General features: G+C 54.2%; 23 protein-coding genes. 17 read left to right on the top strand and 6 right to left on the bottom strand.

Annotated features, from left to right (window positions below; all coding sequences use genetic code 11):
* Positions 1–39: 39 nt before the first annotated feature.
* Positions 40–867, top strand: a complete 828-nt coding sequence (locus tag ACTNE6_RS19975; RefSeq protein ID WP_442498054.1) for a YsnF/AvaK domain-containing protein — start codon at positions 40–42, stop codon at positions 865–867.
* A 254-nt stretch (positions 868–1,121) separates the two neighbouring features.
* Here ACTNE6_RS19975 and ACTNE6_RS19970 read toward each other — a convergent pair whose 3' ends face one another.
* The 3 genes from ACTNE6_RS19970 to ACTNE6_RS19960 all read right to left on the bottom strand — a co-directional run bounded on the left by ACTNE6_RS19970 (position 1,122) and on the right by ACTNE6_RS19960 (position 4,076).
* The gene (locus tag ACTNE6_RS19970; RefSeq protein ID WP_442498053.1) at positions 1,122–1,523 is read right to left on the bottom strand and encodes a lysozyme inhibitor LprI family protein; all 402 of its coding nucleotides are present in this window, start codon (positions 1,521–1,523) and stop codon (positions 1,122–1,124) included.
* A 530-nt stretch (positions 1,524–2,053) separates the two neighbouring features.
* Positions 2,054–3,418: a TrkH family potassium uptake protein gene (locus ACTNE6_RS19965; RefSeq protein ID WP_442498052.1), complete on the bottom strand. Its 1,365-nt coding sequence runs from the start codon at positions 3,416–3,418 to the stop codon at positions 2,054–2,056.
* 4 nt (positions 3,419–3,422) lie between these two features.
* A complete protein-coding gene (locus ACTNE6_RS19960) occupies positions 3,423–4,076 on the bottom strand; it encodes a potassium channel family protein (RefSeq protein WP_442498051.1) in 654 nt (217 codons plus the stop codon).
* A gap of 203 nt (positions 4,077–4,279) precedes the next feature.
* On the opposite strand from ACTNE6_RS19960, the gene ACTNE6_RS19955 reads away from it, so the two are divergent.
* The 10 genes from ACTNE6_RS19955 (at position 4,280) to ACTNE6_RS19910 (ending at position 15,225) form a co-directional block, all read left to right on the top strand.
* On the top strand, positions 4,280–4,459 hold the full coding sequence (locus tag ACTNE6_RS19955) for a YezD family protein (RefSeq protein ID WP_194970639.1): 180 nt from the start codon (positions 4,280–4,282) through the stop codon (positions 4,457–4,459).
* 255 nt (positions 4,460–4,714) lie between these two features.
* On the top strand, positions 4,715–6,256 hold the full coding sequence (locus ACTNE6_RS19950; RefSeq protein WP_442498050.1) for an OprO/OprP family phosphate-selective porin: 1,542 nt from the start codon (positions 4,715–4,717) through the stop codon (positions 6,254–6,256).
* Positions 6,257–6,551: 295 nt separating this feature from the next.
* The gene (locus tag ACTNE6_RS19945; RefSeq protein WP_442498049.1) at positions 6,552–7,559 is read left to right on the top strand and encodes a sulfate ABC transporter substrate-binding protein; all 1,008 of its coding nucleotides are present in this window, start codon (positions 6,552–6,554) and stop codon (positions 7,557–7,559) included.
* 195 nt (positions 7,560–7,754) lie between these two features.
* The gene (cysT, locus tag ACTNE6_RS19940) at positions 7,755–8,582 is read left to right on the top strand and encodes a sulfate ABC transporter permease subunit CysT (protein WP_442498048.1); all 828 of its coding nucleotides are present in this window, start codon (positions 7,755–7,757) and stop codon (positions 8,580–8,582) included.
* A 12-nt stretch (positions 8,583–8,594) separates the two neighbouring features.
* Positions 8,595–9,458 (top strand): sulfate ABC transporter permease subunit CysW, encoded by an 864-nt coding sequence (gene cysW, locus ACTNE6_RS19935; RefSeq protein WP_194970643.1) that lies wholly within the window; start codon positions 8,595–8,597, stop codon positions 9,456–9,458.
* Between the two features lie 103 nt (positions 9,459–9,561).
* Positions 9,562–10,578, top strand: coding sequence for a sulfate/molybdate ABC transporter ATP-binding protein (locus ACTNE6_RS19930; protein ID WP_442498047.1), 1,017 nt, complete (start codon positions 9,562–9,564; stop codon positions 10,576–10,578).
* A 32-nt stretch (positions 10,579–10,610) separates the two neighbouring features.
* On the top strand, positions 10,611–11,537 hold the full coding sequence (locus ACTNE6_RS19925) for a LysR substrate-binding domain-containing protein (RefSeq protein WP_194970645.1): 927 nt from the start codon (positions 10,611–10,613) through the stop codon (positions 11,535–11,537).
* Positions 11,538–11,657: 120 nt separating this feature from the next.
* Entirely contained in the window at positions 11,658–12,623 is a 966-nt protein-coding gene (gene epsC / locus ACTNE6_RS19920) for a serine O-acetyltransferase EpsC (protein ID WP_442498046.1), read from the top strand.
* 66 nt (positions 12,624–12,689) lie between these two features.
* Positions 12,690–13,619, top strand: a complete 930-nt coding sequence (locus ACTNE6_RS19915; RefSeq protein WP_194970647.1) for a family 2A encapsulin nanocompartment shell protein — start codon at positions 12,690–12,692, stop codon at positions 13,617–13,619.
* The gene (locus ACTNE6_RS19910; protein ID WP_442498045.1) at positions 13,606–15,225 is read left to right on the top strand and encodes a family 2A encapsulin nanocompartment cargo protein cysteine desulfurase; all 1,620 of its coding nucleotides are present in this window, start codon (positions 13,606–13,608) and stop codon (positions 15,223–15,225) included. The genes ACTNE6_RS19915 and ACTNE6_RS19910 overlap by 14 nt, the downstream gene beginning before the upstream one ends.
* Before the next feature lie 218 nt (positions 15,226–15,443).
* On the opposite strand, the gene smbP is transcribed toward ACTNE6_RS19910, so the two are convergent.
* The 3 genes from smbP to fae all read right to left on the bottom strand — a co-directional run bounded on the left by smbP (position 15,444) and on the right by fae (position 16,858).
* Entirely contained in the window at positions 15,444–15,779 is a 336-nt protein-coding gene (smbP, locus tag ACTNE6_RS19905) for a small metal-binding protein SmbP (protein ID WP_442498044.1), read from the bottom strand.
* A gap of 146 nt (positions 15,780–15,925) precedes the next feature.
* Positions 15,926–16,231, bottom strand: coding sequence for a hypothetical protein (locus ACTNE6_RS19900; RefSeq protein ID WP_331817424.1), 306 nt, complete (start codon positions 16,229–16,231; stop codon positions 15,926–15,928).
* A gap of 114 nt (positions 16,232–16,345) precedes the next feature.
* Positions 16,346–16,858: a formaldehyde-activating enzyme gene (fae, locus tag ACTNE6_RS19895; protein WP_442498043.1), complete on the bottom strand. Its 513-nt coding sequence runs from the start codon at positions 16,856–16,858 to the stop codon at positions 16,346–16,348.
* Between the two features lie 390 nt (positions 16,859–17,248).
* On the opposite strand from fae, the gene ACTNE6_RS19890 reads away from it, so the two are divergent.
* The 6 genes from ACTNE6_RS19890 (at position 17,249) to ACTNE6_RS19865 (ending at position 22,150) form a co-directional block, all read left to right on the top strand.
* A complete protein-coding gene (locus tag ACTNE6_RS19890; RefSeq protein ID WP_442498042.1) occupies positions 17,249–18,214 on the top strand; it encodes a hypothetical protein in 966 nt (321 codons plus the stop codon).
* A gap of 407 nt (positions 18,215–18,621) precedes the next feature.
* Positions 18,622–19,158: a GNAT family N-acetyltransferase gene (locus ACTNE6_RS19885; protein WP_331814755.1), complete on the top strand. Its 537-nt coding sequence runs from the start codon at positions 18,622–18,624 to the stop codon at positions 19,156–19,158.
* A gap of 90 nt (positions 19,159–19,248) precedes the next feature.
* A complete protein-coding gene (locus tag ACTNE6_RS19880; RefSeq protein ID WP_442498041.1) occupies positions 19,249–19,809 on the top strand; it encodes a histidine phosphatase family protein in 561 nt (186 codons plus the stop codon).
* Positions 19,810–19,944: 135 nt separating this feature from the next.
* Positions 19,945–20,334, top strand: a complete 390-nt coding sequence (locus ACTNE6_RS19875) for a tautomerase family protein (RefSeq protein ID WP_442498040.1) — start codon at positions 19,945–19,947, stop codon at positions 20,332–20,334.
* Positions 20,335–20,831: 497 nt separating this feature from the next.
* Positions 20,832–21,530 carry a hypothetical protein gene (locus tag ACTNE6_RS19870; protein ID WP_442498039.1) on the top strand — a complete coding sequence of 233 codons (699 nt, stop codon included), beginning with the start codon at positions 20,832–20,834 and terminating at the stop codon, positions 21,528–21,530.
* Between the two features lie 155 nt (positions 21,531–21,685).
* A complete protein-coding gene (locus ACTNE6_RS19865) occupies positions 21,686–22,150 on the top strand; it encodes an SRPBCC family protein (RefSeq protein WP_442498038.1) in 465 nt (154 codons plus the stop codon).
* Positions 22,151–22,580: the final 430 nt, after the last annotated feature.

Raw genomic sequence — 22,580 nt, 5'->3', positions numbered from 1 at the left:
TTTGTTTTTAATCGAAAATCAGCTTTATAGGTAAAGATTATGAGTCAGACAGTAGTAGGCATATTTGATGATCCTTCCGATGCCCAAGACGCCGTGCAGCAACTTTTAATTCATGGTTTCTCTCGGGCGGATATTGACATCTCCATACAGAAATCCGAGCAACGCGATGAAAAAAAGCTCAGTAGTTTTTTCACCTCTCTATTTGGGACGGATACGGCAAGATCCTATACCGAAGTGGCCCGGCAAAGCGGCGCCATCGTGACTGTCCATGCCGACTCGCCGAGTCAGGCTGCTCAAGCGGCAAACATTCTTGATGATGCGGGCGCTCTGGACATGGATGAGCAGGCTTACCAATACGGCACTGGCGTTTCCGGACAAGCAGGGCTCTCTGAGCAGCAGGCTGGCGCCGCCGAGCGGGCCGGCATTGCCGAACCGATCGGCACTTGTGGACCAGCCGGGGCCACCGGCAGGGAAAAAACCATTGCCGAGGCGGCCAGCGGGGAAAATGCCATCCCTATTATTGAAGAGCAGTTAAACGTAGGAAAAAGAGAAGTTGAAACGGGCCGGGTCAAGCTGCGCAGCAAAATAATTGAGCAGCCGGTCGAGGAGCATCTGAGGCTTCGCGAAGAGCATGTGCATGTTGAAAGACACGCCGTAAACCGGCCTGCCTCCGAGGCGGATCTGGCAGGTTTTAAGGAAGGCGAAATAGAAATCGTCGAACACGCCGAAGTGCCGGTTGTTAATAAGGAGGCGCGTGTCGTCGAGGAAGTGCAGATCGAAAAGGAAATAGGCGAGCATGAGGAAATCGTCAGGGAGAAATTGAGAAAAACCCAGGTGAATGTAGAGGGCGGAAAAAGGCCGCAGTAATTTTGCAGTCCATAGGATGTGCCGACGACCCCATGGATGGGGAAGGTAGAGCACCAACAGTAGGCGCTTTAGGCGATGCAGGAGCAGTTGCCGAAGCGCATCGCTCGCGATGGATGTATTTCACTGTGTCGCTTAAAGCGCTTGCTCTTGGCCGGCATATCCTATGGCCCTACATTGCCGAACTGATGATGGCGGACTGCTGAAGCGGATCCGCCTGCGGGTTAGGCCTGTGCGTGATTGCAAGACCTGCCCCTTTATTTTTCGCCGATCATTTTACCTTCGAGGTATATCTCATTAAGGAACTTGGTTCTATCGGCAGTCATTTTGCTTTCGCACTTTAAAAGGTCCCAGTCTCGCGATGTGCCGCCGCTAGACAGGGTGTAATAAGCATGGCAATTGGCATCTCGGTATTTTAGCCAAACCCTCTGACTTTGAATAAGGGTTTCTCTTATTTCTTCCTTTGGCACCAAGCCATCTTTGAAATCGTCTGAATCTATTTTTCTTATGATTTGCTGATAGACCTGGTTAAGTTTTACGTCTGTCAGTTCATATTCTTGCTGTGCCTTGCAAAGATGCTCCGGCAAATCGCACTCATCGGATGCTTGAGCAACAAAAGAAGCTGACAGCAAAAATAAAAATATTAATTGATTCTTCACCAAATACTCCACTCTCTGTACATGAGTCTTTATTGTATTTAACGTTGGAATTGAGCAGCGGTTCAGGCGAAGCCTGATACGTCCGCGAATGATTTGTGTATGCCCAGCATGGGCGTGAACTTATGGGTGGAAGTTCCCTGTCAGAGAACCGATATTGATTAACATTCAGCATAGGTTGACGATTATAACGACTAGCCGAAGGCAAGGGCAATATCGTCAGGTGTCGTCTGGCGGAAGCCTGGGAGCTGACGGACAGAAGTTATATAGAAAGCCGAATCCCTAGCCCCAAAAAGGTATGCGGTGCGTAACCGTCTACAAGGTTTTGTAGGCTGGTGAGGAACGAACCGCATCAATCGCGAACGATGCGGTTCCTATCGTCACCCCATCCTGCCGCGCTACGCCTGTTGGACAATTGCCGAGGGCATTCCGGGTCGGATACCCTAAAGGGCTCAAGTGCATTCGCCCCTACAGCGTCTTCGAAGAAGAAGTTGATGGGCTGATCCGCCGGCAAATCGCACAACAGCCGGCCTTCACCCCACCTGAATATCCACACTCGGATAACGGACCCGCCGTTTCTTGGGCGTGGCGATCACATAGGCCGCCGTTAATGGCCCCAAACGCCCGACGAACATCAGCACCATGATCAGGCACTCGCCGGCGGTCGAAAGTTCTGTCGTCAGGGCTCTGCTCAAGCCGACCGTGCTGAGCGCGGATACGACTTCAAACAGGATATCGAGCAGCGGCGCGTTTTCCAGCGCCGACAGGGCCATCGTGCCGACAATCACCAGCATCATCGAGATGACGCTGACCGAGAAGGCCTTCATGACCACGTTACGCTGCACCGACCGGCGCATCATCGTGACGTCGTCGCTTCGGTTGAGAAAAGCATAGGTGGTCATGAACATGACGATAAAGGTGCCCAGCTTGATGCCGCCGGCCGTACTCATCGAGCCGCCGCCGATGAACATTAGCACGATTATCAGCAGTGCTGTCGAGTCGGTCAGGGATTCGATAGGCAGCGTGTTGAAACCGGCCGTGCGTGGCGTGACGGCTTGAAACCAGGCGGCCGTCAATTGCCCGGCCAGCGGCAGGTTCGCAATCGTTCCTCCATTGTGGCGCTCAAACAGCCAGATTAGCAGCCAGGCGCTCAGGTTGATGATCACTGTCGCACCGATTATCAGCTTCGTATACGGCTGCAACCGCTTCCAGCCGCGCGTCTGCCACAGGTCCATCAGTACGCCGAACCCGATGCCGCCGATGATGATCAGGGACGTGATGATCAGATTGACCGGCACATTCCCGACGTAGGCCGATAAATTGTCCGCAGATAGCCCAAACCCGGCATTATTAAAGGCTGAAACCGTATAGAAAAAGGCATGGAAAGCTGCCTGATGCCAATCCATTTCACCGCTCCAGATCAAAGTCAGCAGCACGAAGGCGATGCTTTCGACAGTGAGTGCAAAATAGACCACGGCGCGCGCCACTTCACGGATCTTGTTCAGGCTGGTCTGGTTGAACGCTTCCAGCGCCAGAAGCTGATGCCTGACGCCGATCCTTTTGCCTATGCTCAGGATGGTCAGCACCGAAAAAGTCATGAAGCCCAGGCCGCCGGCCTGAATCAGCAAAGCGATCACGGTTTGCCCGAAGGTGGTAAAGCGCGTACCGGTATCGACCACGCCCAGGCCGGTCACCGTAACGGCCGAGGTAGCCGTGAACAGCGCCTCCAGCCAGGTGACAGGTTGCGTCGTGGATAGTGGCAACTTGAGAATGGATGCGCCGAGAATGATCAGCGTCAGATAGCCGGCCCCCAGAATGGTCGGCGGACTGGCTTTTAAAACCCTGTTTGTCAGCGAGGATTGGCCGCTTTCGAAGCGGTTGACGAGATGCTCTACCATTGCGCTACATGAACCGGTCTGCCAGTTTCAGCAGTGATCTTCTGACCCCGGCCAGGACCACGGTGTCGTCCGGCTCGATCAGGAACGAGTCGGCAGGATTCGGAAACAGTTGCTCGCGCCGTTTCACCAGAATGCCGAATACTTCGCCTTTGACGCTTGACAGCAGTTCGGCCAGCGAAGCGCCGGCCATCTGTTCCGTTACCTTGACCTCGACGATATATTGCTTGTCGCCCAGCGCCATGTACTCGCGAATCATCGGATAAGCCAGAGCCTGGGCCGTGCGCGCGCCCATTTCCTCTTCGGGATGGATGATATGGCTGACGCCCAGCCGGCTTAAAATCAGGTGATGCGCCTGTGTCGTCGCCTTGACCCAGATGTTGTCGATGCCCATGTTTTTCAGATGCACGACGCAAAGCAGGCTCGCCTGCAGGTTTTCGCCGATCGCTATGATCACGGCATCGTATGCCGTCGGGTTCAGCTCTCTCAGCGCATGCTCATCCGTCACATCGGCGACCGCCGTATAAGTCAGCGCATCGGCAAAGGTTTCGATCACGCGCCTGTCGCTGTCGATGCCGACGACATCGTGCCCCATCCTCATCAACTGAAGCGCCAAGGTGGCGCCGAAACGCCCCAGGCCTACCACTGCATACTGAGCCATAAACAACCCTATCAATTAACAAAGTCTGCTTTGTTGCCGAAGGTAGCCTAACGGTCCGGCCTGTCATGCTGATGGTATTCTAAAAAACAGATATGGAAATCTAATTATATCGTTTTTAAGAAACATCAGAGTTCACTACCATTTACTCAGACACACCGTTCAATCATTTATTCAAATTTGGAAGCAACACAAAGGGCACAGACATGGCAGCTAACGTTGAGAATATTAACCTGAAAAAACAGCGCACGGCTGAAATCACCAGCCGGATCGGCCAAATGCTTGAAGACATCCGTTTTGGCTCGATTGAAATTGTCATTCACGACGGCAAGGTGGTGCAGATCGAGCGCCGCGAAAAGCTCAGACCTGAAGTTTTCGGTAATTAAATTAGCAAAATCCACCGGATCACCGGGGATTTGAAACAGATGTGATGCAGCCGGGCGTTCCCATGCTCCGCATGGGAGCGCTTCCGTATGGCTGAAGCGGCGCGGAACGGGACACTGGAGCATCCCGAAGACAGTTTCTGCGCGGCGTCTGTGAACTATAAATAATCTACCGGAATAGCCGGCGATTAAATTAAAAAAATTAAAAAGGCGGCAAGACACCGGACAACCGGAAAGGGCTGCTATCTGGGGAAACGCATGAGGACCAACAACGTTTTACTTTTAACGGCCGCCATTAACGGTCTGTTAGCTGTCAGCGGTATTCAACCGGCAACCGCCTCTACCGCTAAAGAAAAAGACGAAAAAATCGAATTACTGGAACGTCGCCTGCTTTTGCTGGAGCAGCGCCTGGAAGCCGCCGAGCGTAATAATACCGAGCATACTAAGGCTCCGGTAGCGGACGACAAACTGCAAGCGCTGGACCAGAAAGTCAAAATTCTGGAGCGGAAACACGAAGTCGATAAGGAAATCGCCATAGAAAACGCTAAAACAGCCCCTATATTTGAAGCTGGCCCGAAAGGCGTGAGCTTTTCGTCGGCCGATGGCAGCAACTCGGTACGCCTGCGCAGTTCCATACAGGCGGACGGCCGCTTCTTTGTCGATAATGAGTCAAAGTTAAAGGACAGGTTCGATCTCAGGCAGGCGCGTATCTGGTTGGAAGGGCGGTTCTGGAAATATTTCGACTATAAGCTCATGCCCGATTTCGGCTCTAACCAGACGCTGTTGGCCGATGCCTATGTCGATGTGCATTATTTTCCCTATGCCAGCTTGAATATCGGCAAACAGAAAACGCCGATCAGCTTGGAACGTCTGCAAGGCGATTCCGACGGCAACTTCATGGAGCGCGCCTATCCGACTTATCTGGCCAGCAACCGTGACATTGGCGTCAAGTTGCACGGCAGCTTCGCCAGGCCCGGCGATAAAGTCCAGTATGCTGGACCTATCGACTTCAAAAACTTCTTCACTTATGAAGTGGGTGTATTCAATGGCGGCGGCGACAACGGCGCCGACAATACCGACAAGGAAAACGACGACAACAAGGAAGTGGCGGCCCGCCTCTGGTCGCATCCGTTCCAGAACTCCGGCATTGCTGTGCTGGATGGTCTCGGCGTCGGTGTCGCCGGCAGCTGGGAAGTGCCCAACAACAATAAAACCACCGTCAAGAACCTGAAAACCCCGCTGGGCCAGAATACCTTGGTTGACTACACCAAAGTCGGTACAGGCACAACGGAAGTGGTCGCGGACGGCGAACACTATCGCATCTATCCGCAGGCGTACTGGTTTTATGGGCCTTATGGCTTGCTGGGCGAGTATGTGCTGTCGTCTCAGCAGTTGACCGGCGACGGCGGCAATACGCATATTCAGCAGGACAACACGGCCTGGCAGATTCAGGCGTCTTATGTCGTGACCGGCGAAAACAACACCTTCCAGAGCGTCAAGCCGCGCTCGCCGTTCGATCCGTTCAATGGCCAATGGGGCGCCCTGCAACTGGCGGCGCGCTGGAGCGAATTGTCCATCGATGAGGACACATTCAAACCGATCAATGGCGTGCAGCTGTTGAACCCGGCCAATTCAATCAGAGAAGCCAGCTCCTGGGCGATCGGCGCCAACTGGTTCCTGAACCAGAATACGCGCTTGATGGCGGATTATGAAAATACGCATTTTACCGGCGGCGCCAAAAACGGCGGCGACCGCCCGGCTGAAAACGTGTTTTCAACGCGGCTGCAGCTGGTTTTCTAACGCTGCGCCGCGGATTGTGGGGGCGACTTCAGTCGCCCATTGATTATCAATACAAGGTTGTAGGGTACGCACCGCGTACCATTTTGGAGCGTCCATAAGTGGTACGCGGCGCGTACCCTACTGTTGGTAAGCGAAGTCGCCCCCACAAGTTGATAAATATCGAATAATTCGATGATAAGTTCTAATTATATCGTTTCTATTATTAACCCGGCTTACGTACCATTTGCATCAATGAACAAGCGCTAACAAAGCCGTCTTGAAACCTTTTACTTATTCTTTAAAGACAGGATACACCATGAAAACAAAAATAAGGCTGAAAACCGGTTTGCTGGCGGCGAGTCTTTTGGTCAGCAGCGCCGCATTCGCCGACAGAACCTTGCTGAATGTCTCCTATGACCCGACCCGGGAACTGTATCAGCAATTCAACCAGGAGTTCGTCAAATATTGGAAGGAAAAAACCGGCGAGACGGTCACGGTTCAGCAATCGCACGGCGGTGCGGGCAAGCAGGCGCGAGCTGTTATCGACGGCCTCGATGCTGACGTATTGACGCTGGCCATCAGCTACGATATCGACAAAATCGCCGCGAACGCCAAGCTGCTGCCCAAGGACTGGCAGAAACGCCTGCCCAACAACAGCGTGCCCTATACCTCAACCATGGTTTTCCTGGTCCGCAAAGGCAATCCGAAAGGCATCAAGAATTGGGATGATCTGGTGAAAGAAGGCGTATCGGTCATCACGCCAAACCCTAAAACTTCCGGCGGCGCGCGTTACAACTATCTGGCCGCCTGGGCCTTCGCCGAAAAAACCTACGGCAGTAAAGAGGCCGCCAAGGATTTCATCAGAAAGCTGTACAAAAACGTACCGGTGCTGGATTCCGGCGCCAGAGGCTCCACCACCACCTTCCTGCAGCGCGGCATCGGCGATGTGCTGCTGACCTGGGAAAACGAAGCCTACCTGGCTCTGAAGGAATTGGGCCAAGGCGAAGTTGAAATCGTCGTGCCGCCTTTCAGCATTCTGGCCGAAACGCCGGTTGCAGTCGTTGACACGGTGGTCGACAAACACGGCACGCGCGACCTGGCTGAAGCCTATCTGAATTATCTGTACTCGCCGGCCGGCCAGAAACTGGCAGCCAAAAATTTCTACCGTCCGACCGACACTAAAGCCGTCGATGCGGCCGATCTGGCCAACTTTCCGCAACTGGAACGCGTAACCGTGGATCAGGCTTTTGGCGGTTGGGACAACGTGCAGAAAGAGCATTTCGATGACAAAGCCATATTTGATCAGATCTATTCACCAAGCTAGTTAGGCACACTGTAGGGTACGCACTGCGTACCGTTCCGGGCTCATAAAAAGCTTGGAAAGGCACGCGGTGCGTACCCTACAGGCTGCCCTTATATCATTCTGTTGCCGGTGGGCACGAATAGGTTGTGTCCACCCTGCCGTTGGGGCGATACCTATAAAAATTTATGCTCACCACCACGAAAAGCGTAAAAAAACATGAGTCAAAGTAACATCATGCCGGGCTTTCGCCCGACTCTCGGTTTCACCCTGTTTTATCTGGGGCTGGTCGTGCTGATCCCGTTAAGCACGCTGGTATTCAAAAGCTTCCAGTTGAGCTGGGATGAGTATCTGTCCGTCATTACCAACGACCGCGTGGTCGCCTCTTTCCGCGTCAGCTTTGTGACTTCGCTGGCGGCCGCCGCCGTTGCCAGCCTGTTCGGATTTATCATTGCCTGGGTGCTGGTGCGCTATCCGTTTCCGGGCAAGCGCCTGTTTGATGCCCTGATCGATTTGCCGTTCGCCTTACCGACGGCGGTTGCGGGCATCGTGCTGGCGACGATCTACCAGCCTAATGGCTATATCGGCCAATGGCTGACCGAAATCTTCGGCCTGCAAGTTGCTTACAAGCCTCTCGGCATTATCGTGGCGCTGATTTTCATCAGCCTGCCGTTCGTCGTGCGAACGGTCCAGCCAGTGCTGCAGGAATTCGACTCTACCATGGAAGAAGCCGCGTCCAGCCTTGGCGCCACGCGGCAGCAGGTGTTTGCCCGCATTATTCTGCCCAACCTGTTGCCCGCTTCGCTGACCGGTTTTGCGCTGGCCTTTGCACGCAGTGTCGGCGAATACGGCTCAGTCATTTTTATCGCCGGCAATCTGCCTTATGTTTCCGAGATCGTGCCACTGATGATCATTACCAAGCTGGAGCAATACGAATATGCCGGCGCCACGGCGATCGCGTTGACCATGCTGGTCATTTCATTTCTCTTGCTGCTGGTGATCAACCTGCTGCAACTGTGGGTGCGCAAGCGCTCAGGCCAACTCTAAAAGGATACCGACATGAGTGCTATTGCTTACCCTGTCCACGAGGCTAAAACCGTTGAGCGGCCGCATGCGCTGCGCGATCCTGACTGGGTCAGATGGAGCCTGACCGCTGTCGCCCTCGGCATTATCGTTTTGTTTTTATGCCTGCCTTTGGGCATCGTCATTGTCGAGGCTTTTTCGAAAGGCTGGCAGACTTACTGGTCGGCGCTGACGCAGCCTGACGCCCAATCGGCCATGCAGCTGACATTGCTGACCGCCTTGATAACCGTGCCGCTCAACACGGTGTTCGGCGTGGCCGCGGCCTGGGCAATCACTCGCTTCGAATTTCGCGGCAAAAGCCTGTTGACGACGCTGATCGACTTGCCGTTCTCAGTGTCGCCCGTGATCTCCGGCCTGATTTTCGTGTTGTTGTTCGGCGCGCAGGGTTGGTTCGGCGAATGGCTGAGAGCGCATGACGTGAAGATCATCTTCGCCGTGCCGGGCATCATTCTGGCTACCTTGTTCATCACCTTCCCGTTCGTGGCACGCGAGCTGATTCCTTTGATGCAGGAAATGGGCAGCGAAGAGGAAGAGGCAGCGCTGTCGCTGGGCGCGAGCGGCTGGCAAACCTTCTTGATGGTCACGCTGCCGAACATCAAATGGGCGCTGCTGTACGGCGTGCTGTTGTGCAATGCCCGCGCGATGGGCGAATTCGGCGCCGTTTCGGTCGTATCGGGCCACATCCGCAGCCTGACCAATACGCTGCCGCTGCACGTCGAAGTCAGCTATAACGAATATGACTTTGTCGGGGCCTTCGCCAGCGCTTCGCTGCTGGCAGGACTGGCCATCGTGACGCTGGTCCTGAAAAGCGCGCTGGAATGGCGGCAAGCCAGACGATAAACCTGAGCGATATGGGCTGGGCTGCAAACCCGGCAATTCGTGCCGCTAATGCTGGGTTTAGCAACCCAGCCTACACAGTTCCAATAGTTTTGTGAGACGACTTATGAGTATTCTGCTTTCCAACATCAGCAAGAAATTCGGCCAGTTTTCAGCGCTGAACAACATCAACCTGGAAATTCCCGAAGGCGAACTGGTTGCACTGCTGGGCCCTTCGGGCTGCGGCAAGACCACCTTGCTGCGCATCATTGCCGGGCTGGAGCAAGCCGATCAGGGGCGCGTGCTGTTGAACGGCGAAGACAAAACCGACCAGCATGTCAGCCATCGCGGCATCGGTTTCGTCTTTCAGCACTACGCGCTGTTTCGCCACATGACCGTTTTCGACAACGTGGCTTTCGGGCTGCGCGTCAAGCCGCGCAATCAGCGGCCGAAGGAAAGCGAAATTGTCAAAAAAGTTCACGCCCTGCTGGAACTGGTGCAATTGGACTGGCTGCACGACCGTTACCCGGATCAGCTGTCCGGCGGCCAGCGCCAGCGCATCGCCCTGGCGCGCGCCCTGGCCGTGGAGCCGTCCGTGCTGCTGCTGGACGAGCCTTTCGGCGCGCTCGATGCCAGCGTGCGCAAGGATCTGCGCCAGTGGCTGCGCAACCTGCATCACGAGCTGAACGTCACCAGCATTTTTGTGACCCATGACCAGGAAGAAGCCATGGAAGTCGCCAGCCGCGTGGTCGTGCTCAATCACGGCCGCGTTGAGCAGCAAGGCTCGCCCAGCGAGATTTATGACCGTCCGGCCAATGCTTTCGTCTCGCGCTTCATCGGCCAGACCAACGTATTTACGCCGGAGCAGATGGACGACATTTGGCTATCCTCGTACGGAGTACAGCCCGGCAAAACCGCGCATGTGCGTCCGCATGACATCGATATCGAAAAAACAACCGATCAGGATGCGAAGGTCACGCTGAAAGACTGGCAGCATCTGGGCGCATTGATCCGCATCGAGCTGGTCAAGAATGGTTCAAACGACCGGTTTTACGCCGAAATGCCTAATGAGCGCTTCAAGCGCCTGCAGCTCGGCAAAGGCGACAAGGTGTCCATGCGCATCCGCCAGGCGCATTGGTTCTAGTAGATACAACCCGACTGTAAAGGACTATAACCATGAACTTAAGCCAACTGGAATTACTGCGCGTGCTGCAGGAAACCGATCTGAACCTGTCCAAAGCGGCTGACAGGATGCACATCGTGCAATCGGCCGTCAGCCGGCAACTGCAGCTTTTTGAAAGCGAGCTGGGCTCGCCCCTGTTCGAGAGAAAAGGCAAAAAGCTGACTGGCCTGACGCCTTTAGGGGTTCGCATCATGGATGAAGTGTCGACGATCAACATGGCCAAAAATAACATCCGTGCCATCGCGGCCGATTACCTGGACAGCCATCAGGGCACCTTGCACATTGCAACTACGCATACGCAGGCCAAGTATTTTCTGCCGACCCCGATCCGGCGCTTCCGGGAAAAATATCCCGGCGTCAGGATCTACATGATTCAGGCCTCGCCCGAACAGTTGATCGACCAGCTGCATGCGCACAAGGCCGATATCGCGATTTGTACGGAAAAAGTCGATGAAGATGCCGGACTGGTGCTCAAGAAATGCTACGCATGGCACCATGCGGCCGTCATGCCGCAGGACCATCCGCTGAGCACGGGCGAGATCACGCTGGAGCGGCTGGCGTCTTTTCCGATTCTGACCTACAGCTTCGGTTTCACGGGCCGGTCGAACATCGAACATGCCTTCAGGAGCGAAGGCCTGGAGCTCGACATCATCCTGGCCGCGGCCGACACGGACGTGATCAAGACTTATGTACGCCTGGGGCTGGGCGTCGGCCTGATCGCGGGCATGGCCTACGACGCGCTGGCGGACCGTGATCTTGTGGCGCGCGACCTGTCGCATCTGATTCCGCATTCGACGACCAAGATCGCCTATCTGAAACACAACTATCTGCCGCTGTACAGCCAGCATTTTATTGAGGAGCTGTTGAGCGCAGCCGATCTGCACCGCAACAGCAAGGAGCCGTTGCCGTTGCAACAATAGGAAAAACACAGCCTCTGCCGCTTGGCTCTGGCTTTTTTGCCTGCGATTTTAGGCGATGGCGACAGACGGCTGTTGCAGCGTTCTGAAATCGCGGATTGATCAACAAGGAACCCCATCTTCATGCAGGAAAATAATCAGAAAAACATTAGCCGTTGCGACCTCGATACCATCGTATCGGAACTGCGGATTCTGCGGAACAAATCGCTGCAGCGCCGGCAGCGAGAAGGGCGGCCTACGAAGCTGCCGTCCCGGAAGGCGCTGATCGACGTTCTTGAAAAGCTCTCGGCGGCGCTTTTTCCGAACCGTCTCGGCTCAGGGGAACTCACCGATGAGAGCATCGATTATTTCGTCGGCCATACGCTGGATGCGGCGCTAAGAGTCCTGTGCGAGCAGGTGCGCCGCGAGTGCTGCTTCAAAGCCGAACAGAACGGCAGCGTCGTCTCCGAGTGCAATCAACAGGCAGATAGCATCAAGCGCGATTTCGCCGCGCAGCTGCCGGCGATACGCGCGCTGTTGGATGAAGACCTGATGGCGGCCTATGAGGGCGATCCGGCCGCAGCCAGTCCGGACGAAGTGTTGGTCTGCTATCCGGGCATGACCGCCATTATTTACCACCGGATCGCGCATGTGCTGCACTCGCTGGGAGCGCCGCTGGTAGCACGCATGATTGCCGACATTTCGCATTCGGTCACCGGCATCGACATCCATCCGGGCGCCAGAATCGGGCCCAGCTTTTTTATCGATCACGGCACCGGCGTCGTTATCGGCGAAACGGCCATTATTGGCCGGCATGTGCGTTTGTACCAGGCCGTCACGCTGGGCGCCAAACGCTTCCCGAAAGACGCGGACGGCACCCTGATCAAAGGCAACGACCGGCATCCGATCGTCGAAGACGATGTCGTGATTTATGCCGGGGCCACCATTCTCGGCCGCGTGACCATTGGCCAGGGCTCAACCATCGGCGGCAACGTCTGGCTGACGCACAGCGTGCCGCCCGGCAGCATCATCACGCAGCCCCAGGCGCATAGCGAGGCGCTATCCGGCGGGACTGCAACTCAACAGGAGGGAGCTTACAACAGCCACTGAATCAATTTCGTATCACTTAAAAAAATAATAACTAATCACCAGACAAAATAATCAGGAAATAGAAATATGTCAGATATACATGAAGCCTATACCGCATTGAGCGATGTTGCCGCGCGTACATTGGCCAATGCGACCAAAACCGTCCCCATGATGTCCACCATCACGCCAAGATGGCTGGTTCACTTACTGCACTGGGTGCCGGTCGAGGCCGGTATTTACCGCGTCAACAAGGTCAAGAACGAAACTGGTGTTGCGGTCGACTGTTCCAGCCTGGACGAGCGCGAATTGCCGCAGACCTTCGTCGACTATGAAGCTTGGGGACGCGAGTATCGGCTGGGCGCGGTCAACACCGTGCTGGACATTCACACCCGTGTCTCGGACTTGTACAGCAGCCCGCACAACCAGATCCAGGAACAGTTGCGCCTGACCATCGAGACCATCAAGGAGCGCCAGGAAAGCGAGCTGATCAACAACCCCGAATACGGTCTGCTCAGTAACGTGGCGCCCTCACAGAAAGTGCAGCCGCGCGTCGGCACGCCCATACCCGACGACATGGACGAGCTGATCACCAAGGTCTGGAAGCAGCCCGGCTTTTTCCTGGCCCATCCGCTTGCGATTGCCGCTTTCGGCCGCGAATGCACGCGCCGTGGCGTGCCGCCCGCTACCGTGACATTGTTCGGTTCGCCGTTCCTGACCTGGCGCGGCATTCCGATCATTCCGTGCGACAAGCTCAAGATCGTCGACGGCAAAACCAATATCCTGCTGATACGCACCGGCGAGAGCCGTCAGGGCGTGGTCGGGCTTTACCAGCCGAACTTGACCGGCGAGCAAAGCATGGGCTTGTCGGTGCGCTTCATGGGCATCAATCATAAAGCCATTTCGTCCTATCTGATCTCGCTCTACTGTTCCTTGGCGGTGCTGACCGACGACGCCATCGCGGTGCTTGAGAACGTCGAAGTGGGCAAATACTATGATTACAGCTATGACTACAAGTGATTTTGATGCCCGGAACGCCTCTGCGGCGCCGGAACTGTCGGCCGAGCAACTGGAGCGCATGGCTAATGCCCTGTTTTCGGCCCTGCCCGGCGACGGCGATGCGGCCGGCGTAGCGGCGCAAGAGTTGGCCGTGCAGGCCGCCGAGCATCCGAGAGCGATGAACTGCGCAACAAAACTGGCCGGACTGCTTAACCCGGCCGGCGCTGCGCCGTCTGTTTCCGGCACGCCCGGCGAAGACGCGATGTTAAAGGAACTCGCCCGGCAGATAGCGACAGTCGATCACGCGCCTTTGAACGGAACATCCGGTTCATCGTTTTATTTTCTCGACGACCTCATGCCGTTCGGCCGCAGTCCGGAAGCGCCGGGCGTCGGCAATGCGCATCCGCCTTTCGACGTGCATGCCGTGCGCCGCGACTTTCCGATCCTGCGGGAGCATGTCAACGGGCGGCCGCTGATCTGGCTGGACAATGCCGCGACGACCCAGAAGCCGCAGTGCGTGATCGACCGCATCGCGTATTTCTACCAACATGAAAACTCCAACATCCACCGCGCCGCGCATGAACTGGCGGCGCGCGCCACCGATGCCTACGAGGCGGCGCGCACTACGGTCGCCCGCTTCCTGCACGCGCCGTCCAGCAATGAAGTCGTGTTCGTGCGCGGCGCCACCGAGGCGATCAACCTGGTCGCCAAGTCCTGGGGACGCCAGCATATCGGCAAGGATGACGAGATCATCGTCACCTGGCTGGAGCATCATGCCAACATCGTGCCGTGGCAGCAGCTGTGCGCCGAGACCGGCGCCAAGTTGCGGGTCGTGCCTGTCGACGATGACGGCCAGGTGCTGCTGGACGAGTATGAAAAGCTGTTCAGTTCGCGTACGCGGTTGGTCGCCTTCACGCAGGTGTCCAATGCGCTCGGCACCATTACGCCGGCCCGGCAGATGGTTGAAATCGCCCATCGCCACGGCGCGCGCGTGCTGATCGACGGCGCGCAGGCCGTGTCGCACATGCGCGTGGACGTGCAGGCGCTGGATTGCGACTGGTACGTGTTCTCGGGCCACAAGATCTTCGGGCCGACCGGCATCGGTGCGCTGTACGGCAGGCGGGATGTGCTCAACGGCACAGTGCCCTGGCAGGGCGGCGGCAATATGATCAAGGATGTCACGTTCGAGCATACGCAGTATCATCAGGCGCCGACGCGCTTCGAGGCCGGCACGGGCAATATCGCCGATGCGGTAGGGCTGGGGGCCGCGCTGGAATACATGGAAAAGCTCGGCATGGACAATGTCGGCCGCTATGAGCATGAACTGCTGGTCTACGCCACGCGCGGGCTCAAGACCATTCCGGGCTTGCGTCTGATAGGCACGGCAGCCGACAAAGCCAGCGTACTGTCCTTCGTGCTTGAAGGCTTCACGACGGAAGAGGTCGGCTCGGCGCTGAACAAGGCAGGCATCGCCGTGCGTTCCGGCCATCACTGTGCGCAGCCTATCCTGCGCCGCTTTGGCATCGAAGGCAGCGTGCGTCCTTCGCTGGCGTTTTACAATACCTTCCAGGAGATCGACGTGCTGGTCGAAACCGTGCGCGCCATTCAAAGCAAAAGACCTATCTGAAGTACCGAGGGTAGTCGCTTCAGCCGCGGTTGCCGCGGCTGAAGCGCTTTTTGCGAGATTGCATGGGATTGTTTTACCGAAGCGGCCTCATTGCAAGGCGCTGTTTCTGATCTGTTGAGAAGAAAATATTAAGCCGTTTCTAAAAATTGTAACAACACTCTTCATAAGGACTTTTACAGCAGGCGGCAGAACCACCTGCCGATATCATAGGCTACTGATTACTTGTTTCCGGCTTTGAGATGCTTGACCGCTTCTTCAGCAGCTTCGGTCGCCACTTCGGAATGTCCCTGTTTGCCGTGTTCGATGGCGCTTTCCAGTGATTTTACGCCTTCATCTATGTGCTGTTTGGCTTCGCCTTTGGAAACCTCGGCGCTTTTCTGGGCATGTTTCAGCGCTTCTTCCGCATGCTCAACCAGAACGGAAGCATGTCCAGCCTTGCCATGCGTTACCGCGGCATTGGCATGTTTCAGCGCTTCGTCCGCATGCGGTTCGGCAAAAACGCTTGTGTTCAATAAAAGTAATAAGCCTGTAGCCATTAATTTAAAAATTTTCATATTCGACCTGTTTTAAATAGTTAGTAAACGAAAGGTATTTTTGTATCAGGTTGAGGCTTTGTATGGCCTTGCATTCTCATGACCGATGCCGGTCATCTAAAGTCAGGCTATTTTTCGGCACCCCCTAAGTTGATGTTTCTTAAATTCTATTTATGGCGTTGTTCTCCATGGTGCTGTTTCAATTCCTCCCATCTGGCCAGCTGCTGCGTGGTCAGGACTTGTTTGATGGCCGCTTGCGATTCCTCGTGCAGAGCCTGAATCTTTTCACGCTGCTGACTGAAAATCCCTTCCAGCTTGGCTTGCTGGTCTTTCGTCAATTCAAGCGCTTTGCTCAGCTGCTCAACGCCGTGACCATGATGATGCCAGCTTTCGGCATGTCCTTGTCCGGGAACGGCAAAAGCCGTGACAGGAAGGGCCATCGCAAGGGATAAAAACAGGATTTTCTTATTCATAATGTTTCTCCGTTGATTGAATAGTGGCAGGCTCTTTTTCCGGAAGCAGTTCCATGAATTAATTCATCTGAGGTCATGATGAAAAATCCCGCAAATGCTCCGGCAAGCTATTGATTAGCTTTTGGCCTGAAACGGATGGACGGCGGTTGATTTCTGGGTCAGTACATCAACGGCTCTCGGTTCGCCTGCGACCGCGCGCTTGATGGCCAGACGCGTCGCTTCGTAATTGAACGCCTGGATTTTTGCATCGTCTTCGGCCAGCCAGTGAATAAAGACGCCCACGGAAATAAAAATATCGTCAGCCTCATCAATGGGTAAAATGCCATCCTCGACCGCATCGGCAACTGCCAGCGCTATGCCTCTTTGCGCGGGACCGAACAATTGCGTGGCCTGTTTGCCGTTTTTGATGGTCACTTTATTGAATAGCACAGTGGCGGGCTTAACCAATAGATTAGGCGCCACGACGGCCAGCAGGGTGGTGAAGCCGTCTTTGTTGTTGGTCAAGGCATTGGCAAACGCCGTTTCAGCGCTGCTGCCCCGGGGGCCTAATATCAGGTCAATATGAGCAACTTCACTGCCTTCCCCTACCAGCGCTTCGCCAATATGCAGCTTATTAATTCGAGCCATTTTTCTACTCCGTTTGTATTGTTGAAAGCGTTTCCTGTTGCACTGGATACGCACCTATCGATAACTAAGCGGTTTTCATGCCAATCATGACAAAACTCGATAAATCAAGGCAGATACGGATAAGGCAGTCCGTTTTGCCTTGTGATGGCTGCTGTTAATTCAACCTGAGTTGCTGAATGGGTGTTTCAGAAGGAACAGTGCGGCAGGATGATGGCATTATGATCAAAATCAAACATAGACCTTGGAGAACTACGGCCTTGACGTAAATAATGATGGTTCCGTCATTCGCCATTTTGGTATTGTTCTGCTCTTGTGCCGGCGTTTGACAGCATTATCAGAACATAGCATCGTTTTGCACATAGATTCATTGCCGCATGACCGGAGATATTCATGACTGAATCCAAACACAAACCCGCCGCGGTATTATCCATCGTCATGCTGGCATCCCTGCCCGCCTTTTCCGATACCATTCTTCATCACACGCCGCCTTTTGTGCCGACGGGCATGGAGTCGCTGGGAAACGACCGTCTATTGCTGTGGGGGGACGATGGCCAAGTGCAAATGCGTGACGGCAACGGTGAATGGTCGATGGTTTTGCATCTACCCATGCAGAAGGTCATGGAGATTGAACCGGAGGGCTCCGGTGGTTTTCTGGCCCTTGGTGCGCCCGCGACGCCATTCGGGGCAAGCCTCATTGCGGCCTTTGATCCGGCAGGCAGGGAAACCGAACGCTGGTCGGTCGCTGGGGTGTGGAATATCAAGGTTACTCCTCATGGAAGGAGAGCAGTAACTCGAACCGGATTGTTGCCGCTGTTGCCTCAAGCTGTCGTCGGCGTCGAAGAACCTTTCCCGGCATGGGGCGGCGATCAGCCGGAGGAACCACGATTTCCTCCGGAGCTGTTGTACTGGCCGGGAGGGACGATTTTCTGTCACCGCGCCGATTTGTCCTTGCAGCATTTTGCCCATGCGCGTTGCGAACGCCCGGGCCCCGCAGGATGGATCTATGAGAATGGAGAGTCGACGTTGGCCCCAGTTGCTTGCGGCCCTTGGCTGTTGGTAAATGAGGGGAAGCGCCAGGAACAGCTTGTCGTGCTTGAAATGGCGACAGGCAAGATTCTAGCCCGGCGGAATTACCCCAGCCGTCCGCGCATCGCTTGTGCCGGAGGAGATGAACTGGCTGTCGGCGATCGTAATCTCGAGCTAGTCCAACTGCCGTCGCTGAAATCACGCTGGCATTTTCCCATCGCTAAAGATCGGGTGATTGAGCTGACCGCATTAGAGCATTACCTGGCTTATCGTGGGGAAAACAGCCCGGACTTGCTGCTGGTGCCGCGTCCGGCGCTCGAACACCAGTGAATGAGCTTCATGCGGTTAGGCGCAACTGTTGTGTGTGAATTGTGGCGGTTTTCGGAGTAATAATAGTCGTCGTCTTATTCCTCTAAGAGTTCTTCATGGTATTTGTCTAAGTTGGAAAACAGCTTGCAACTTTTTTACCGGTTAACGAGGTTTTCCGTCCGAGAAAAATACGCATGCTTTGATTATCAACAAGATAGAAAAATTATTTTGGAAAAGCGTAACGCTCTTTCGATATAAAATTGGAAATGCCGACGCCGTTTTCTATGTTAAATGAATCCTCTTTGTTGGAACGCGATTATATGATGGAAAAATATATTTTGTAATTCTAACATCATAACTTTGTTGCCTTCATGATCCAGAATAGGGAAGATATACAGAAACTTTATAATTAATAGTTAACCAATCTCATGAAATCGTCCGCAATTACCTTCGCAGGTCTGGTTCTTAGGCCATTTTCTGACTCAGACGCTGACGCATTTACCCTCGCAGCGCTCGAATCCGTTGGAACAGTAGGCCATTGGATGCCATGGTGTTCTAGCGACTACAGTACTCGTCACGCCCTCGAATGGTTTGCCGCCTGCCGCACTGCGCGAGACGCAGGCACCGCATTTGAATACGGCATTTTTTGCCAAGACTCTGGCGATTTTCTTGGTGGTGCAGGTCTCAATGAAATCAGGCAACAGCACAAGTTTTGTAACCTTGGTTACTGGGTCCGTCAATCAAAGCAACGTCAGGGGATCGCATCCCGTTGCGTACAAGCCCTTTCCGCTCACGCGTTTCACCAACTCGGGTTGCACCGCGTTGAAATCGTAGTAGCCGTTGGTAACCTTGCCAGCGAAGGTGTCGCCGTGAAATCCGGCGCTCTTCGGGAGGGCATCGCGCGCAATCGTCTTCATATTCACGATAAACCGGTATCTGCTCATGTATTTTCACTTGTGCCGTAGCCAACCAGCGGTTAACCCATCACTCCACCAAACTTGCGCATAAAACCGCGCAAGTCCAGTGAATTCAAACGTTACGTTGCAAGATGAGCCATGGAAATTACATTAATCAGGCACGGCAAGCCCGCATTCGAGCTGAAAGGAAAAGTAAAGTCCCGGGATGTTTGCGAGATGATCAGACGGTATGATTCATCAGGCATAGCGGAGCCGCCGCCGGAACAAGCAAAGCAGCGGGCATCGGCATGCAAGGTGGCCGTCTGCAGCGATTTCATCCGCTCTTTGGAGTCGGCCAAGGCGCTTGGATTTGATGATATTTTGTTGAGCGATCGGATATTTCGGGAAATTGCCGTACCTCATTTCAAGACGGGTTCATTGGCTATGTCAGCCAGCGCCTGGGGTGCGCTGTTGAGATACATGTCGGTATTCGGTTTCTTGCAGAATGGGGAGTCACTCTCGATGGCAAAAAAGAGGGCGCAGGTTGCGGCATCGGCTTTGATTGACATAGCCCATGTCCATGAAAGCGTTTTGCTGGTGGGGCATGGCTTTATAAACTATTTTCTAGCCAGGGAATTGCTGTCCAGAAACTGGGTCGGCCCCTCAAAGCCAGGCGACGGCTATTGGGAATACGGGGTATATCAATATCATGCGGTATAACATGGCGCTGGGCGCTGCAAAGCCTGAACCAGGGGCAGGGTGCGGCTGGCTGCTCAAAGCATCCGACTCGCCGTTTCGGAGGACCCTATTCTAAGGCCGCTCATTTAAAATGTTACACAACAAAAAGGAAGTTTAATGGCCCAAGTAAAAATTTACGGCATTCGGGAAAAGCAGGCGCCGGTGCGCGAGCGTTTGTCGGAAACCATCCACCAATGTGTCATGGAGGCCTTGCAGTTTCCTGCCGACAAACGTGCGCATCGTTTTTTCATGATGGAGAAGGAGGATATGCTTTATCCGCCAGGGCGTACCGATGCTTACACCATTATCGAAATCGCAATGATCGAAGGCCGCAGCATTGAAGCAAAGAAGAAGCTCATCCGGCTGCTTTTCGACAAAATCAGGGATGAAGTCGGCATCGCGCATCAGGATATCGAGGTGTGCATTCAGGAAAGCCCCGCGCACAATTGGGGCTTCAGGGGCATGCACGGTGATGAAGTCAAACTCAATTATAAGATCAATATATGAATTTATTCAGGCGTTGGTGTTTCAACGGACATCGGGCATTTTGAAAACGCCGTACGTGAGTCCAGGACCACACGCCCTGTTATCAATGACGGAAATGAATACTCGCCGCCACGGCAGTAGAAAACTGATTTAGCAGGACTTACGCAAGCTTGTGGGGGCGACTTCAGTCGCCCCCACAATTTTTAGAGCCGCTTGCTTCAGTGGTTGAACAGTCAAACTGCGGAAATCCTGTTTAGTTCAAAATCAGCATTGAAAAAATTGCATTAGGTAGTATTACGTATTATGCTTCGCTTCGTGCTTGGCGCATCAGTATTTATGTTAGTCAAGCGCTAAAGAGGCTGCAGTCTGGATTGGAAGTATGGATTCGGCGCATCAGCGGTAGAGAAATCCATTGCAGAACTCCAATCCGCCTACGGGCCGGCTTTATTTTGTCTGATCGCCCATTCCGACGGGATAGGCGAATCTGTTCCTTACACTAGATCACAGGATGTCATTGTATGAATAAGTTCAAAAAACGGTTGTGGGTAATGGCTTGCGGTTCATTACTTGCAAGCATCGGTATCAGCCAATCTGTTCATGCCGCTAATAATATTCAGCACTTTAAACAAAAAGGGTCGGGTGCGTCGGCTCAATGGGATCAATCTGACGACTGCTCTTATTCCAGTACCTCCGTATATGTCTCGGAAACCGAAACACTAGGCGCCTCCGGCGATTCGGCGCCATTCGTCAGCGTATGGGTAAATACCTACAACTCTTGCAATGGAACCTCACACAGCATTTCCGGTTATTCATACGCTGATATCCAGTTCAACAAGAACCCGGGATTCAAGCCCAGCACACTGGTTGCGACCATCCCCGCCTCAGTGTGCAGCTATGACTATAATACGGATTCATGGTGGGGATCGTATACATGTGAGGAAAACCATACCATCGATGTCGATCTTACCTGGACGCCTACTGAGCATCCAATACACTCCAACAGCCATTACAACTACGGTTCGCCCACTTATAAGTTTTCATCCCACAGTGTAGGGTCTACGGCGGCCGCTACAGTTTCGGGAACCGTCAAACAGGACGGCTCTCTCGACTTGATTACCGGCAGCTTGACGTACGGACAGGTGTATTCTGACCATTCCGGCAGCATATACCTGGGCGAGTACCCTATCTTTTTGCCTCAACCAGTAGTTGCCTACTGACAATAAGGGCGGCACAAGCTTGAACCGCCTGTAAGCCGTACTGATGTTAAACGGGAAGCGTCTAAGAAATTCGGGCGCTTCCCTTTTCAACGCATCTTAAAAAGTTCTATTTCTTCATAAGGCTTGAGTCGAACTGAGGTTAATTAAGGAAACCTATGAGCAGTTATCAGCTACAAACTGAAATTGAGATTGATGCAACCCCCGACCAGGTCTGGGCAATTCTTACAGATTTCACAGCCTATCCGGAGTGGAATCCCTTTATTAAATACATTCATGGGCTTCCGCAGCACGGCGCCCGGCTTGAAGTGCGCATTCAGCCAAGCGGAGCCAGAGGCATGACTTTCCGTCCGTCCGTTCTGATGGCCGATGCCGGCCGGGAACTTTGCTGGCTTGGCCGCTTCCTGCTGCCCGGCTTGTTCGACGGCGAGCACTGCTTTGTGATCGAGCCTCTTGCCAGCGGAAAGGTGCGGTTCCGGCAAAGCGAGCAGTTCAGCGGCGTGCTCGTGCCGGTATTCAGAGGCAGCCTCGAGCGGGGTACGAAGCGAGGTTTTGAAGAGATGAATCAGGCGTTGAAAGCGCGCGCCGAAGCAAGCCATGCGCTTGATAATGGAGAGCTATAGGGATGTGCTGAACGCAATGAAGCATCAATCGCGAACGATATAGCTCGCGCCCTGACGCATCCTGTGGGCCGGGTTTCCGCAAAGCGCCAACCCAGCCAATCAAACTGAGTTTTTAGGATAAACCTTCAGGACTTACGCAGTTTGCCCGTTCAATCGTCGAAACAAGCGGTTCTAAAACCTGTGGGGGCGACTTCGGCTAGAGCGCCTACTGTTGGTAGTCGCCCATTCAGAAAAAGGCGACTGAAGTCGCCCCCACAGGCTTGTGTAAGTCCTAAATCTGTAATTCTCGCCGCAAATCCATAACGCCCCATCGACGCGCCGATATTGCTCCCCCATTGGGTACAACAGAAAATTAATTTTTCGTGTGGTGGCGTACATAAATTTCATTCTTCTTGCTGTAGGGTAATTTTTTATCAGGAAGACGTGCCAT

It is taken from the genome of Methylobacter sp. sgz302048, assembly GCF_052162025.1.
In the GTDB taxonomy this organism is placed as follows: domain Bacteria; phylum Pseudomonadota; class Gammaproteobacteria; order Methylococcales; family Methylomonadaceae; genus Methylobacter.
This window is presented reverse-complemented; position numbering and strand designations above follow the sequence as displayed.